This is a genomic window from Nocardioides sp. YIM B13467 (assembly GCF_042788075.1).
Lineage (GTDB): Bacteria > Actinomycetota > Actinomycetes > Propionibacteriales > Nocardioidaceae > Nocardioides.
In genome coordinates, this window is sequence record NZ_JBHZPJ010000046.1 from 217130 (window position 1) to 231932 (window position 14803).

The following is a 14803-nucleotide window of genomic DNA, read 5'->3' on the forward strand; positions in this document are numbered from 1 at the left end:
AGAAGACATTCTGCCGGGTGACAGTTACCGCTACGCAACTGCTTCCGAAGTATTTTTCCGAAGGTTTGCGCGAGCCTGGCGCTCCAGGTCCCGCTGACGGAGCTCTCCGTTGCGCGGGCGACCGCGGGTGCGCTTGCGAGCGACGACGATTCCCTCGTAGAAGACCTCGCCTCCCCACACGCCGTGCGGCTCCTGCCGGGCGATCGCACCCTGCAGGCAGGAGCGCTGCAGCGGACACGTACGACACAGCTCCTTGGCGCGGTCCGCGTCCGCGCTGGTCGCGGCGAACCACAGATCGCCGTCCTCGATCGCGCACGGCAGCTCGCTCCAGTGCACGCCGGTCGTCTCTCTTGCCGTCGCCACAGGCGAACCAGTCATCACAGCCCCATCCCCTCGCTGATCCCCGTCGTCAGGGATACCCACAGAAGAGGGTGGTCGGATGGCCTGTCAGTTTTCTGTCAATAGGCAGGTGCTTGGAGCGGTCACGCAGAGTTGAGATGTCATCTACATCAGGGGATTCCACAACATCGCGACCCTGCTGGTACAAACTGTCCACACTAGAGGGAGGAAGGGCTAGGGTTTGCGAACATGCGCTCAATGAGAAGGGCCTCGGCGTCCATCACCGTAGGCCACCGACCCGTGGAGGATTTCCACCGACGGATGGCGCATGATCCCAACAGTCGAGCCATCGCCTCGGAGACCCGCGACTGGCTGCTGGTGAAGTCCCTGCTGCAGCCCGGTGAGGTCCAGTGGGCCCGGGTCGCGGTCAAGTTTCCTCACGAGGGGAACGCCTCGGGTCACGCCTTCCTGACCGACCGCCGGGTGATGTTCGAATTCCACGAGCGCGTCTTCTCCGTCAACCTGGCCGTCCTCACCTTCATCGGCGTTCCGCCGCCGCCCAGCCTGGGCGACTTCATCATCGAGGCGCTGGTCCCCGGATCGTCCTACTCCACGACGATGAAGATCCGGGACAAGGACGCCTTCCACGACTTCTTCCCGACCCTCGACTACGCCGCGCGAGCCGCCGGCGCGCAGGTGAACGTCGACGCCAGCTGGGGTGGCGAGTACGGCACCGGGAACCCCTACGGTCAGCCCTCCCCGAACAGCTACGGCGTCGCGCCCGCCCCAGGGTCCTACCCCAACGCGGGCTCCTACCCGAACACCGGCTCCTACTACCCCAACCAGGGTCCGTACGGAACCAACACCGGCTCCTACGGCCAGGCGCCGAACACAGGTGCCCAGCGCGCCGTCGGCAACGGCTACGCCGGACAGCAGGGGGCCCAGCAGCGTGCCCGCGAGGAGGCCGCGCTGATCGAGGCCAACCTCGCCCACGCGCTGCCCGCCTTCCTGCACGAGGGCGAGTCGATCGTCGCCGGGGCCGACATGATCCAGAACATGACCGACGTCGAGATGAAGGTGATGGCCACCGAGTCACGCCTGATCGTCGTCGAGGGCAACATCCTGTGGGCCTCCCCGCTGGAGCACACCCACGTCATCTACGCCGGTGGCGAGCGCAGCCACCTGCGGCTGCTGGCCGACCGGGTCACCGAGACCATGGCGCTGACCCCGGGACCGCCGACGGCCAACCCGTCCGACCGGCGCCGTCTCGTACTTCGTACGCTGCGCGACGCCGCTGCCGGCGAGCAGCTGCACAACCACCTGACCACCAACGGTGGCCAGGTCTTCGACGCCTGGCCCGAGTAGTCGCCGCGGCGTACGAGATCTGCTTCTACATACGACGAGAGCCCCAGCCGCGTGGCTGGGGCTCCGTCTTTGCTGCTGTGTGGATCTCGACCCGCGGGTCGCGGACTTCAGTCCTGCGGGTTGAAGAACAGACCGAGGGCGACCGCCCAGACGAGGTGCCACAGGTAGACACCCAGGACGGTGCCCCACCCGAGGTTGATCGAGAAGAAGCCCGGGTCGATGCCGATGACGTCCTCCGGGTGCAGGGCCGGGATCCACCAACCGCAGGAAGCGGTGGCGAGGAACATACCCATGCCGAGCGAGCGCGCGAGGTTGCTCGAGGTGGTGTGGGTCTTGCCGAGCCACGGGAAGATCACCAGAGCGTAGGCGAGCGCGAAGACCATGCCGTTGAAGTAGTGGAAGCCCATACCGGCGAACCACTGCGAGACGGCGAAGCCGGCCTCGTTGGCGGTGGCGTTCGGGGTCAGGATGACGCCGTTGAAGAACGCGAAGTCCAGCGGGCCCTCCATGATGCCGAGGCCGTAGATCCAGTAGCCGAACATCGTGGCGAGCTGGGTGGCACCGAAGCCGGCGACGAGAGCACCGATCAGACGGTTGTTGTTGACGAACTGCGGCCAGTGCGTTCCGGTCGTCTGCGCCATCACGGCCGGCTGCTGGATCGCCGGCTCCTGGTACTGCGGCTGGGCCTGGGACTGCTGCGGACGCTGGTCCCAACCAAGGGCGGGGGGCTGCTGCTGCGCGGGGGCGGCCGGGGTGCGGTAGGCACCGTTCGTCTGCATCCGTGACGCAAGCTCGTCCGCACTCGCCGCATGGGGCGGCCGATGCGGGTAGTACGACGACATGGTGGTGTTGCCTCCTGAATACCGAACGTCTTAGTCGTTCCCCCGTGCCCTGCCGAATTGCGACGTCGACACAAGCGGCAGAATCCTCTCACGAGAGGACAGCAGCCCGCACGTTACCGCCAAATCGGCTTATATCCCACAGGGACGAACGGCCCGAACCGGGGGTGAGATCGAGGGATCTCTGGCCCGAGACTCCTGCCGAAGCAGGACGACCACCCTCCCACGCTCGAAGCCTCCCGCGCTCGCCACACTCCGGCGTGTCCCCCGCTCCGGGAACAACACCCGACCCACAAGTCACACGTGAAGAAACAAGACCCTCCAGCCACAGCACCAAGCCAGCGCAAGACGAAGGATCTCCACGAGATCGGCCACCGCATGAGCGAACGATCCCCCGAGGAACCTAAGGGGGTGCGGGGGATATCCCCCGCCGCGGCCGGAGGCCGCCATGTAAATCGAGAAACGACGTGGGCTGCTTTGCAGCCACACGTCGTCTTCGTTTCGAGCGACCCTGACGAGACTTGAACTCGCGACCTCCGCCGTGACAGGGCGGCGCGCTAACCAACTGCGCTACAGGGCCTTGTTTGTTTCCGCTGTGTGCGGCAACGAGAAAAACATAGCCCATGGGTGCGGGGGATTCACAATCGGGGAGGGGTCCTACTCCTCGAAGGGCTCCTCGCCCTTCGGTTCCTCGTCGGTGAGGCCCTCCACGAGCCGGTTCTTGACCATGTAGGCCATGGCCCGTTCGGCCGCGCGGGCCTTGCGCCGGAGGGCCTCGACACCGGGAGCCTTCTCGTCGCTGTAGGCCGCGAGCCGGGCGACCTCGCGCCCGGTCTGACGCTGGATCTCGGACATCGCGAGCCAGACGCCGAGGTCCTGCTCGAGGCCTTCGCGGGAGCGCAGGATCGCGGCGGTGAGGAGCTGGATGACGGTGACCTCGACGTCCTCGGCGGTGGACGAGCTCGAGACGAGGGTGGCGGCGATCGTGCCGGCGCCGGTGGTGGTGATCGCACCGGCGGTGACGAGTCCGCCGACCATCCCGCCGGGTCCGAAGGCGGAGAGGGCGCCGATGATCGCCGCTCCCCCGGCGAGCCCGGCAGGGGCGGCGAGCGCGAGCCCGATCGGTCCGGCGACCAGCACGGCCGCACCGATGCCGATGCCGACCCACAGCTTCCACTGGTCGACCGGGTAGACGGCCTTCGAGGCGGACTGCATGGCGATGTGCAGGTTCTCGCCGAGCCCGCCCCCGAGCCCCATCCAGACCGTCAGGTCGTGGAATGCCTGCCGGCGTACGTCGTCGGGGACGTCGATCTCGTAGGGTCGCACCGGGTTGGCGGTCGCCAGCGCCACCAGGGCGAGGACGGCCTCCTCCTTGGAGAGCTGGGTCAGCGGCTTGGGCCGGGGCAGGTCCCGGTCGCTGGGACCCGCCGGAAATGGCACTGTCGGCGAGACGCGCAGGTCGAGGAGCTGTTGGGGGATGCGTACGCCGTCGGTCCGGTAGTTCTCGATCAGCCGTTCCAGCACCTCGTGCTGGACGACACGCAGGGCGGCGCCGAAGCGCTCCTGGGTGGCGCCCTTGAGGTGGTCGCGCACGAACTGGGCGTAGGCGAGCCACAGGGCCAGGCGGACCTCGAGCGAGTTCAGGGCGACGTCGGGGGTGCCCTCGACGATCGCGAGCTCCTTGGTGAGGGAGCCGAACAGGCCGCGCCCGATCGCGGTGGCGACCGGCTTGGAACGGAGGTAGGTGGTGGTGCGGTGGTCGAGGCCGAGCCCGACCTGGAGGTCGAGCGCCCACGGGAAGTGGCGCCAGATGCCGCGCAGGCCGGTCACCGCGTCGCCGTTGCTCCAGACGTTGACCCACCAGCCGACGTGGTCGACCGGCGCCTTCATCTCCAGGCGGTCGGAGTCCTCGTGGAGGTTCGGGTGGGCGGCCGGGCTGCCGATCGTCACCAGCCCGGTGACCGTCAGCTTCGGCGGGAGCCGGCGCAGCAGGTCGATCGCGATGATCGAGCCGAGACTGTGGCCGACGATGACGATCTCGCCCTCCTCGGGGAGCTCGTCGAGGACCATCCGCAGCGTACGTGCCCGGATGCCGGGTTTGGTCACGTAGTTGTGGGCCTGACGGAGGACGCGCAGCACGATCGGCGCCAGCGAGTCGGTGACGCCGACCGGCGAGGCGGGCACCGGTTCGCCGAGGATCGACTCGAGCTCGGCGGTCGCGCGCTCGACCCGGCGGCGTACGTCCCTCTGGTCGGCCGCGCTCAGCCTCGGCGTGGTGACCGGCGGGATCTTGATGGTCTTGTCGCCGTCGTCGGTGCGGAGCACGTCGGGATACTTCGGCGCGATCACCTCGACCTCGTCGAGCCCCGGGTAGCCGGCAGCCTGCAGCGAGCTGTCCAACGCGCGGCGCCAGGCGTCGCGGGGGTCGCCGTTGCCGACGCCGTGAAGGTAGAGAAGCGAGACCACCTCTCGATTCTCTCCCATGCCGGGAGCAGCTCCGCCTATTTGGCGGACGGGTCAGTCGGCGTCCAGGCCCTGCTCGATGGCGTAGCGGGTGAGCTCGACGCGGTTGTGCATCTGGAGCTTGCGCAGGGTGTTCTGTACGTGGTTCTGGACCGTGCGGTGGGAGAGCACGAGGCGGTCGGCGATCTGGCGGTAGCTCAGCCCCTTGGCGACGAGCTTGAGGATCTCGGTCTCGCGGTCGGTGAGCGCGGGCTTGTCGCCGCGCACCTCGGTGGCGGCGCTGTGCTGGAACTCGCCCAGGACCAGACCGGCGAGGCCGGGGGTGAAGACCGGGTCGCCGGCGGCGACGCGGCGTACGGCCTCCAGGAGCTCGTCGCGGGAGGCCGACTTGACCAGGTAGCCGGTCGCGCCGGCCTTGACCGCGGCGAGCACGTCGTTCTGCTCGCCCGAGGCGGAGAGGATGAGGACCTTGGCCACCGGGTGCAGCGCGATGATCTCGGTGGTGACCTGGACACCGTCGGGCTCGGGGATGTGCAGGTCGAGCACCACCACCTCCGGCCGGGTCGCGGCGAACCGGGTGATCGCCTCACGGCCGGTGCTGGCGGTGGCGACGACTTCGAAGCCCGCACCGGTCAGATCACGCTCGACCGCGTCGCGCCACATCGGGTGGTCGTCGACGACCATCACTCTGCTCATGTACGCACTCCTGTTCGGGGGACCGTGAGCTCCCACTCGGTCCCGGTTGCTCCGGTGATCAGTTCTGCCTTGCCGCCGAGATCCTCGATCCGGCCACGGATCGACTCGCTGATGCCGAGCCTGCCCTGCGCCCCGGCCTCGACGACCCGGCCGTCCGCGATGCCCGGCCCGTCGTCACGCACCGAGACCTCGACGTGGTCGGGGAAGGCCTGCAGGAGCACCCAGGCACGGGCGTCCTCGCCGACATGGCGGCGTACGTTGTCCAGGGCCGCGCGGGTCGCCGCGACGATCTCCTCGGCCGGGTGTGCGGGCGTCTCGACGGCGGTAGCGGGTCCGGAGACGGTCACGGTGCCGGTCTCGAGCTCGGCGAGAGCGGCGGCCAGGTCGACCATCCCGACGGCCGGGCCGCGGCCGGGCTGCTCGCCGCGGACCAGCGCTCGCAGCTCCCGCTCCTGCTCCCCCGCCAGCCTCCCCAGCTCGGCGGCGTCACCACCCAGCTCGCCTCCGCGGCGCTGGACCAGGGCCAGGACCTGGAGCACCCCGTCGTGGACCGCCCGGGCGAGCCGTGCCCGCTCCTCGGCCCTGGCCGCGGCGCGCTGGGCCTCGTCTCTTTCCAGCGCCATCCGCTGCACCGACTCGCACATGTAGCCGACCACCGGGCCCCCGATGACCAGCAGGAACGCGTTGCCGTAGATCGACTGGTCGATCTCCTGCCGCAGCACCAGGTCGACGGCCGCCAGCGCCGCCCCGGCCAGCAGCCCGCCGATCCAGCGGTAGTGGATCGCGCACGCGAGCAGCGCGCCGCTCACCCAGAACCCCGGCACGCTCGCCTGGAACCCCGGCCCCTTCACCAGCGGGGTCACGAGCAGGAGCCCGAGCGCGATCGCCAGGTCGGCGCCGACGAGCACCGCCGTGCGGCGGGCGGGTGCTGCGTACGCCCAGACGGCGAAGGCGGTCCACCCCACCATGACCAGCGCACAGATCAGCGCGGCCGCGGGCGGGTCGAAGTTGGCGGCGCGGTAGATGGTCAGCCCGACCGCGTTGATGAGCACGACCACGCGCAGGACCGCCAGCGCCCGGAAGAGCCGGCTCTCGACCTCGATCGCCGCTGGCGACGTCCACGCACTCACAGTCGGAAGTGTCGCATCCGAGCGCCCCGGCGCGTCCTGGATATGAGTATCCGTGCGGATGCCGGCCGGGCCGTCGCGCGGCGAGACTCGAGACATGGAAAGACTGTGTACCCCCTACCGGATTCGAACCGGCGCTACCGCCGTGAAAGGGCGGGGTCCTGGGCCGCTAGACGAAGGGGGCCTGCCGGGACATCCTAGAGGTCTGCGTCCGGGGCCGCCAAAGCGAGGCCGTACGTCCGGTTTCGGGTCCCGATTCGGAACGTCGCGGTCGCTTCCGGTAATGTTTCACCTCGCTTGGGCAGGTAGCTCAGTTGGTACGAGCGATCGCCTGAAAAGTGATAGGTCGGCGGTTCGACCCCGCCCCTGCCCACAAGCAACAACCGGCTTCGACCTGCAGTTATGGGTCGAAGCCGGTTGTCATTCTGGATCAAGTCTCAGCGCACACCCTGCGTTTCCCGCACGCGCTTCGGCGGATCTACGCAAGGATGGTTGGCTGTGAAGTACGCCGATCCTGGTCGCTGCCCCGACTGCCGGGAGGCCTTCGAGCCCGGCACCAGCCCCTGCCCGCACTGTGGGCTGCCGCTGGAGAACGCCGTCGCGCAAGAGCTCTACGGCACCCTGCTGCGGGCCGACGTACTCATGACGCGGTTGCGCTCGATCCGGGAGGAGGCGAGCCGAGCCGCGCGACGGACCCCGCCGCCCGCTCCCCTGCCGGTCTCCGCGCCGCCCGCGGCACCGCCGCAGATCCAGCCCGAGCCCGAGGCCATGCCGCTCGCGGCCCCGGCCGCGACCGCGATGGCCGGACCGGCGCCGTTCCCCGGTGCTCCGGTCGCCCGGCGGGCGCCGATCACGGTGCCACTGATCCTGGTCGGCGTCGGCGTGCTGTTCCTGCTGGTCGCCGGCGTCATCTTCCTCGCGGTCGCCTGGGCCACGATGGGCGTCGGCGGCCGCACCACGATGCTGCTCGTCTTCACCGCACTCTTCACGATCGGTGGCGCGGTGCTGATGCATCTCGAGCTGCGGGCCGGCACCGAAGGCGTCTGGACGCTCGCGCTGGGACTGCTCGCCCTGGACATAGCCGGGATGAAGTACGCCGGTTGGCTCGACGGAGTCGACTGGGACCGTGGCTTCCTGGTCATCGTCGGCGTGGTCGTCTTCCTGGCCGGCACCGCGATGTCCCTGATCGGCGCGCGCAGCGAGAAGCTCACCGCGGTGATCGGGCCACAGGTGGCGGCCGCCGCCGGCGTACTCACCGCCCTGATCGGTCTCGAGCTCATCTCCGACCTCATCTGGTTCCCGCTGATCGCAGCGGTCATCGCCCTCCTCGTGGTGATCGTGGCGAGCAAGACCGAGCTGCAGGCGCTGACCCTCGGCTCGATGGTCGTGATGGCGGGCTTCTGGTTGATGCTGCTCGTCCGCGGCCTGGCCGATCCCGCCCTGACCGGTTCCGAGCTGCTGCGCGGCGGCACCCTGCCGCTGCTGCTCGGCGCCGCCGCGGTGCTGACGGTCGTGGCGCTGCTGTTCCCGCTGCCCAAGGACGCGAAGGTCGCGATGGTCGGCGTGTCTCTCCTGATCACCGCCTACACCTTCACCCAGCCCGCTCTCGATGACGGCGCGGTCACCCTGACGGTCGTGGCCGTGGTGGTCACCCTGGTCGCCGCCGGCGCGCTCGTCGCGCTCCCCCGGCCCTGGCGCTGGGCCGCCGCCGCGTTGACGCCGTACGCCGTGGGCCTGGGCATCACCGTCCTCATCCTGGCGGTCTCGGCCGCCGTCCGGCTCGCGGCCGTTCCCTGGACCGAGTCCGCGTTCTCCCCGGTCACTGGTCCGGAGCCGTTGCTGCCGGGCTGGCTGACGCTGCCGGCGATGCTCGCGATCCTCGCCCTCGGGACCGCCTGGTTCTACCGGTACAACCCGCCCGCTTTCCGCACCTACCGACCCACGATCGGCTGGATCACCTTCTCGGGCGGCGTCTCCGGGTTCGCGATCACGGCCGCCTGCTACGGCGCTCCGCTGCTGTTCCCGGCGCTGTTGCTGCTCGGTGTCGCCGTCGCGCTGGCCTGGTGGGCGGAGCGGTGGCCACGGCTCCTCGCCGCCGGCATCTTCGGGCTGGTCGCGCTCGCCGCGGCGCTGCCCAGCGATCTGCTCACCGTAGTCGTCGCGCTCGGGCTGGCGGCGGTGGCTGCGTACGCGGGTCAGGGTCTGCTCGGCGCCGACCGCGAGGTCGCTGCGAGCTACTCGGTCACGACGCTCACCCTCGGTCTGTGGTCGCTCGCGCCGCTGATCGACGTGGAGCGGCAGTGGGCCGCGTGCGTGATCGTCACGGTCCTCGGACTGATCACGCTCTTCCGCTTCCGCGGGTCGGGCTGGTGGGCGGCCGTGGCCTGCGCCGCGATCTCGATCGGGATCGGCGCCGCCGACGTGACCTGGGCGGCGGTCTTGCTGACCATCGCCACCATCCTCGCTGCGGCCATCGGCCTGCACCACCGCCAGCCTCCCGCGCTGGCCGTGGCGGGCACTGTCGGGCTCGGCGCGGCCACGGCCGCGGTCCTCTCCAACGACGTGCTCGCGCTGGCCGTGACCCTCATCCTCACCGCCCTGGGCATCATCGTCGACCGCGTCCAGTCCGGCACGACCCGGGAGGTCGCGACCGCCTACTGGATCCTCGCCCTGACCGCCACCGTGTGGCAGGCGGCCCGGCTGGCCGACATCGAGCGTCCCTACACCGCTGTGGTGGTCGTCGTGGCGATGGGCGTCATCGTGCTCGTACGCCGCAGTCCCGCCATCGAGGCCGCGGCCGCCACCGGTGCCGCGGTGTCGATCGGCCTGGGTGCCTTCGAGGCCGGGGCGCTCGACACCGACTGGCTGGCGATCCTGCTGCTGATCGCCGGTGTCATGTGCATCGCGACGATCCTGCGACACGAGCCGCAGCAGTCCGGGCCACGGCTCACTGTCGCCGGTCTGCTCGGTCTGGGATCGCTCGGCGCCGCCTTCACCAACGAGCTGCTGGCGCTGGTCGTGGCCGGGGTGCTCACCGCCGCGGCGGTCGCCGTCGACCGGCTCACCCAGGAGTTGCAGACCAAGGCCGTCACCGCGCCCTACTGGATCATCACGCTGACCGCGTTCTGCTGGATGTTCGCCAACCTCAACGACATCCCCAAGCCGTACGCCGCGGCCGGGATCATCGTCATCCTGGCCGTCGTGACGATCTTCCGGCTGCTGCCCTCGGCCGAGATCACCGCCGCCGTCGCCGCGGTCGTCACGATCGTCGTCGGCACGGTCAGCCTCGGTCCCGAGATCGTCCTGACCCCGGACGGGCCCACCGCGGTCGGATCTCGCGGAGTAGATCTGCCCTGGCTGAGCATCCTGCTGATCCTGGCCGGCGCCGCCGTCTCCGCGCATGCGATCGCCCACCACGAGCGTCGCTGGCTGGGTTGGGCCGGTGCCGGCCTGGCGACCATCGCGCTGTGGATCCGGCTGGCCGACACCTCGGTCACGACCTGGGAGTACTACACCCTGCCGCCCGCGATCGCGCTGGTCGTCTTCGGCGTGGTCAAGCTCCGCCTCGACCGGGAGGTCGCCTCGCTGCCGGTACTCGGGCCGGGCGTCTTCCTCGCGCTCATCCCGTCCGTCCCGGCAGCACTCCAGGACCCGGTCTCGATGCGGACCGCCGTGCTCGGCATCGCCTGCCTGGTCTTCATCCTCGGCGGCGCCTGGCTGCGTTGGGCAGCACCGTTGGTCGGTGGCGCCCTGGTCGCCTCGGTCCTGGCTCTGGCGCAGATGCCGTCGGCGCAGGCGCTGCAGCAGTGGTGGGTGCTCGGCGCGGCCGGACTTCTGCTGCTCTTCCTCGGCATCACCTGGGAGGCGCGGCTCCACGACCTGCGCCGGGCCACCGCCTATGTGCGGGGGCTCCGTTAGGCGGACGCCCACGCACCCGGAAGACTGGAGCCGATGTTCCCCGAATTCGAGATCGTACGTCGCCAGCGACCCGTCACGATCGCGGTCGAGTCCAGCACCTTCTCCCGGCCCGCGGCCAACGCCGCGATCGAGGCGGCCTGCGACGGCCCGGTCTCGCTGAGCCTCACCTCTGGTGGGGATGTGCTCACCGGGAGCTACGACGGGCGGCGGGTGTGGCTCGAGGTGACGACCGGGTCACGGCGTACCTCTCACGCGAGCCGGCGCCACGGCAGGGTCGGACGCGGGGTCGGACGCGGGGTCGGCCGGTTCGCGCTGACGCTGACCGGGACGATGTTGACCGCGCTGACCTATGAGGGTGGCGCGTGGGTGGCCAGAGCACGGGTCGATCTCACCGAGGTCGGGATCGAGCCGCGAGACGAGTCCTGGCTCGCCGGCCTGACCGCCGGCCACGAGGGCTCCGCCGAGGACGTACGCAGCGGCGCCTTCGGACAGCTCGGCCTGCGCGACATCCGGGTGGTGACGTACGCCGACGGCTCGCCGTTCCGCGAGGAAGACGGCACCTTGCTGCTCACCGCCACCAGCGCCGGGCCGGGTTTCTTCCCCACGGCGCACACCTCGGTGTGGGCGCTGGACCCGGTGACGTACGACCTCGTCCATCGCGGCGCGCTCTACTTCCGCCGGGACGGCCTGGTCTACGGCGACCACGCGACCCACCTCGTGCGCGACGGCGACGAGTGGCTGGTCACGACGAGCACGTGGGGAGGGTTCAAGGCACCCGACAAGACCGACCCGGGCAAGCCGTGGAGCCCGGTCGGGGTCACGATCGGCCGCTCACGCGCGGACCTCACCCGAGGCGAGCACGTCCTCGACTCGACCCCGCTCGCGCTGCCGACGGACGGGCTGATGTCGGTCGGCGTCTGGGATCCCCACGTCCTACGCCGCGACGACGAGTGGCTGGTCGGCTACGTCAGCGCCAGGAAGTACTTCGACTTCCATACGGTGCTCGCCAGCGGACCAAGCCTGGACGCGCTCAGCCTCCGGGCAGCGCGAACCGACCGGACAGCCACCGAGGGCACCACGCTTGTCCCGCTGGGCGGCACAGTGGTCGTCGGCGCCAGCGACGGACGCGACAACCCGCGTCGCGTCCGTGCTCGCTACCCGATCTTCGACCTGGACCTCAACGAGGTCGCAGAGCTCCGATCGGCGTACGTCACGAACCTTCCGTGGCCCACTTTGATCCCGGTGGGGGACGAGTGGTTGCACGTCGCCTTCGACGGCACGCCTCACGGCGGCCGGCTACCCGGCTACGGCACTCACGGGGAGGTAGTGATCAGCCGATCAGTCTGAGGGGATGTCGACCAGGACGTTGCCGCCGTTGGCCGACAAGCCCTAGTCGCGCGAGGATCCCGCGTCGTAATCCGACCAGTCGTCGTAGTCGTCCGGCTTCGGATCGGACTTCTGACTGGTGTCTTCATCACCATGAAGTTCGCGCGCAAGGGCCCCGAAGTCCGTCTCATAGGTCCGGTACTTCAGGTCGCGTGCGACCTTCGTCTGCTTGGCTTTCGCTCGGCCGCGCCCCATAGGGTCCAGCCCCCTCGTCGCACTTGGCCGGGATAGTCCCGGGCTGTTCACAGGTTTCTCGTAGGGATAACGCTACCGGTTCATGCCAAGAATCCGCACGCCGGGGTGTCGAAAATCCGTTCGCTAGGAGCGAATGTTACTGAGGTCACACGAATCTGAGCCTGATGACTCGTCATTCGCCGTTCACCCTGACGACAGATTGAGGGGTCGGACGGTTGTCTCACCGCGCATAGCCTCCCTTCCGATTCTTGGGAGACCTGACAACAACGCGTCTTGAACGGAAATGCAGTGACCGAACTGAGCGACATCCAGACCGACACCGCCTGTCCCTCGTGCAGCGACGAGGCTGCGCCCGCCGTCACCGACGGCCGGCGCTCCATGTTGTCCCTGCTTCCCATGGCCGGACACACGCGCGGCAAGCGCAGCGCGGTGACCTGCGCCCTCAAGTGCGACAGCGCTTGCGCCAAGCCCGCGCCCAACACCTCCGACAACGGCTACTTCCGTGACATCGCCGGCAAGGCGCTCAGCCGCCGCCACGCGCTGGGCCTGGCCGGTGCGGGCGCGGTCGCTCTCGCGGTCGGCAGCAGCGGCCTGGCGGCCGCCGCCAGCCCCGTCCAGGCGGGTCTCGCCGCCGGGCGCGGCCACGGCGGGCGTACGAACCTGCCGTTCAAGGCGATCACCCCCGTCGCGGCCACCGAGGACACCTTCGTGGTGCCCCAGGGCTACACCTGGGAGCCGATCATCCGCTGGGGCGACCCGATCCTGCCCGGCGGCGTTCCCTTCGACGCCAACAGCCAGACCGCCGAGAAGCAGGCGCTCGCCTGGGGCTACAACAACGACTACACCGACGTCATCGTGACCAACAAGGCCGGCACCAAGGCCCTGCTGTGCTGCAACCACGAGTACGTCAACCCGGACATCATGTTCCCGCCGGACCTCGACGCCACCGAGCAACTCGAGATCGCGATGGCCGCCCACGGTTTCGGGATCGTCGAGCTCGAGCGCTCCGCGCCGGGCAAGAAGTGGAACTACGTGCCGTCGGCTCCGAAGAACCGTCGCATCACGGCCTCGACCCCGTTCGAGTTCACCGGTCCCGCTGCCGGCAGCGACCTGCTCAAGACCGCGGCCGACCCGACCGGCACCGTCGCGCTGGGCACGATCGGCAACTGCGCCGGTGGCACCACGCCCTGGGGCACGATCCTGTCGGGCGAGGAGAACTTCAACGGCTACTTCCGTGCCACCGGCACCTCGGCGGCGGAGAAGCGCTACGGCCTGACCGATGCTGCCTCGACGTACGGCTGGGAGGCCATCGAGCCGCGCTTCGACGCGCGCTCGGCCGACTACGCCAACGAGCCGAACCGGTTCGGCTACATCGTGGAGATCGACCCGACCGACCCCACCTCGACCCCGCGCAAGCACACCATGCTCGGCCGCCTCAAGCACGAGGGCGCGAACGTCGTCATCGCCGACAACGGTCACGTGGTGGCCTACACCGGCGACGACGAGCGGTTCGACTACCTCTACAAGTTCGTCTCCAAGGGCCGCTACGACAAGCGCAACCGTCGCAAGAACCTCGAGCTCCTCACCGAGGGCAGCCTCTACGTCGCCCGCTTCCACGGCGACTCCCCCGCCACCGAGATCGACGGCACCGGCAAGCTGCCCAGCGACGGCAAGTTCGACGGCTACGGCCAGTGGATCCCGCTCGTCGTCAACGGCCGCAGCAAGGTCTCCGGGATGAGCGTCGAGGAGGTCCTCGTCCACACGCGCCTGGCCGCCGACAAAGCCGGCGCCACCAAGATGGACCGCTGCGAGGACGTACAGCCCTCGCCGAAGACCGGCAAGGTCTATGTCGCCTGCACCAACAACTCGCAGCGCGGCACCACCGGCAAGGCCGGCGTGGACGAGGCCAACCCGCGCAACACCAACCGCGACGGCCACGTCATCGAGATCACCGAGGACGACGGCGACCACACCTCGCGCGTCTTCCGGTGGAACCTCGTGATCGTCGCCGGCGACCCGGCCACCAACGCGTCCACCTACTTCGCGGGCTACCCGAAGGACAAGGTCTCGCCGATCTCCTGCCCGGACAACCTGGCCTTCGACTCCGAGGGCAACCTCTGGATCTCCACCGACGGCCAGCCGAGCTCGATCCAGAAGCTCGACGGGCTGTTCAAGGTCCCGCTGGAGGGTCGCGAGCGCGGCCACGTCCAGCAGTTCCTCGCGGTGCCTCGCGACGCCGAGACCTGCGGCCCGGTCATCCACGACCGCGACGGGTCGGTCTTCGTCGCCGTCCAGCACCCGGGCGAGGAAGGCACCTGGGACGCGCAGAACTCCCTCTTCCCCGACTACGTCGAGGGCACCGCCGGTGAGGGCGAGTTCGCCGGCCCGCGGCCCTCGGTCGTACAGGTCCTCAAGGGCTGATCGTCATCGTGACGGGATACCCGGTTAACCGGTGAAACCTGCACTTCTCAGGTG

General features: G+C 69.6%; 10 protein-coding genes and 3 tRNA genes. 5 read left to right on the forward strand and 8 right to left on the reverse strand.

Annotation, left to right across the window (positions count from 1 at the left end; all coding sequences use genetic code 11):
* Positions 1–30: 30 nt before the first annotated feature.
* The gene (locus tag ACFX43_RS08405; RefSeq protein ID WP_091046290.1) at positions 31–378 is read right to left on the reverse strand and encodes a WhiB family transcriptional regulator; all 348 of its coding nucleotides are present in this window, start codon (positions 376–378) and stop codon (positions 31–33) included.
* 282 nt (positions 379–660) lie between these two features.
* Between ACFX43_RS08405 and ACFX43_RS08410 the strand changes: the two genes are divergently transcribed.
* Positions 661–1704 carry a hypothetical protein gene (locus ACFX43_RS08410; protein WP_378819373.1) on the forward strand — a complete coding sequence of 348 codons (1044 nt, stop codon included), beginning with the start codon at positions 661–663 and terminating at the stop codon, positions 1702–1704.
* A gap of 107 nt (positions 1705–1811) precedes the next feature.
* Here ACFX43_RS08410 and ACFX43_RS08415 read toward each other — a convergent pair whose 3' ends face one another.
* The 6 genes from ACFX43_RS08415 to ACFX43_RS08440 form a co-directional block, all read right to left on the reverse strand.
* Positions 1812–2546: a hypothetical protein gene (locus ACFX43_RS08415; protein WP_355019591.1), complete on the reverse strand. Its 735-nt coding sequence runs from the start codon at positions 2544–2546 to the stop codon at positions 1812–1814.
* A 503-nt stretch (positions 2547–3049) separates the two neighbouring features.
* A tRNA-Asp gene (locus ACFX43_RS08420) sits at positions 3050–3123 on the reverse strand.
* Positions 3124–3200: 77 nt separating this feature from the next.
* The gene (locus ACFX43_RS08425) at positions 3201–5009 is read right to left on the reverse strand and encodes a hypothetical protein (protein ID WP_378819376.1); all 1809 of its coding nucleotides are present in this window, start codon (positions 5007–5009) and stop codon (positions 3201–3203) included.
* A gap of 51 nt (positions 5010–5060) precedes the next feature.
* Entirely contained in the window at positions 5061–5702 is a 642-nt protein-coding gene (locus ACFX43_RS08430) for a response regulator (protein WP_378819379.1), read from the reverse strand.
* Complete coding sequence (gene macS / locus ACFX43_RS08435; protein ID WP_378819382.1) at positions 5699–6832, reverse strand: MacS family sensor histidine kinase; 1134 nt, start codon at positions 6830–6832, stop codon at positions 5699–5701. Before macS ends, ACFX43_RS08430 begins: the two co-directional genes overlap by 4 nt.
* A 108-nt stretch (positions 6833–6940) precedes the next feature.
* Positions 6941–7013: transfer RNA gene (locus ACFX43_RS08440), tRNA-Glu, on the reverse strand.
* A 115-nt stretch (positions 7014–7128) separates the two neighbouring features.
* Between ACFX43_RS08440 and ACFX43_RS08445 the strand changes: the two genes are divergently transcribed.
* From ACFX43_RS08445 to ACFX43_RS08455, 3 genes are all read left to right on the forward strand, one after another.
* Positions 7129–7202, forward strand: a tRNA-Phe gene (locus ACFX43_RS08445).
* A 125-nt stretch (positions 7203–7327) separates the two neighbouring features.
* Positions 7328–10747, forward strand: coding sequence for an SCO7613 C-terminal domain-containing membrane protein (locus tag ACFX43_RS08450; protein ID WP_378819384.1), 3420 nt, complete (start codon positions 7328–7330; stop codon positions 10745–10747).
* 33 nt (positions 10748–10780) lie between these two features.
* Positions 10781–12094, forward strand: coding sequence for a hypothetical protein (locus tag ACFX43_RS08455; protein ID WP_378819386.1), 1314 nt, complete (start codon positions 10781–10783; stop codon positions 12092–12094).
* 42 nt (positions 12095–12136) lie between these two features.
* Here the strand turns inward: ACFX43_RS08455 and ACFX43_RS08460 are convergent, their stop codons facing one another.
* On the reverse strand, positions 12137–12328 hold the full coding sequence (locus tag ACFX43_RS08460; RefSeq protein ID WP_160026710.1) for a DUF3073 family protein: 192 nt from the start codon (positions 12326–12328) through the stop codon (positions 12137–12139).
* A gap of 288 nt (positions 12329–12616) precedes the next feature.
* On the opposite strand from ACFX43_RS08460, the gene ACFX43_RS08465 reads away from it, so the two are divergent.
* Entirely contained in the window at positions 12617–14749 is a 2133-nt protein-coding gene (locus ACFX43_RS08465) for a PhoX family protein (RefSeq protein ID WP_378819389.1), read from the forward strand.
* Positions 14750–14803 lie beyond the last annotated feature (54 nt).

Coding starts and splice junctions, on each gene's coding strand:
- ACFX43_RS08405 (WP_091046290.1), bottom strand. CDS start 378: ATGACTGGTTCGCCTGTGGCGACGGCAAGAGAGACGACCGGCGTGCAC.
- ACFX43_RS08410 (WP_378819373.1), top strand. CDS start 661: ATGGCGCATGATCCCAACAGTCGAGCCATCGCCTCGGAGACCCGCGAC.
- ACFX43_RS08415 (WP_355019591.1), bottom strand. CDS start 2,546: ATGTCGTCGTACTACCCGCATCGGCCGCCCCATGCGGCGAGTGCGGAC.
- ACFX43_RS08430 (WP_378819379.1), bottom strand. CDS start 5,702: ATGAGCAGAGTGATGGTCGTCGACGACCACCCGATGTGGCGCGACGCG.
- ACFX43_RS08455 (WP_378819386.1), top strand. CDS start 10,781: ATGTTCCCCGAATTCGAGATCGTACGTCGCCAGCGACCCGTCACGATC.
- ACFX43_RS08460 (WP_160026710.1), bottom strand. CDS start 12,328: ATGGGGCGCGGCCGAGCGAAAGCCAAGCAGACGAAGGTCGCACGCGAC.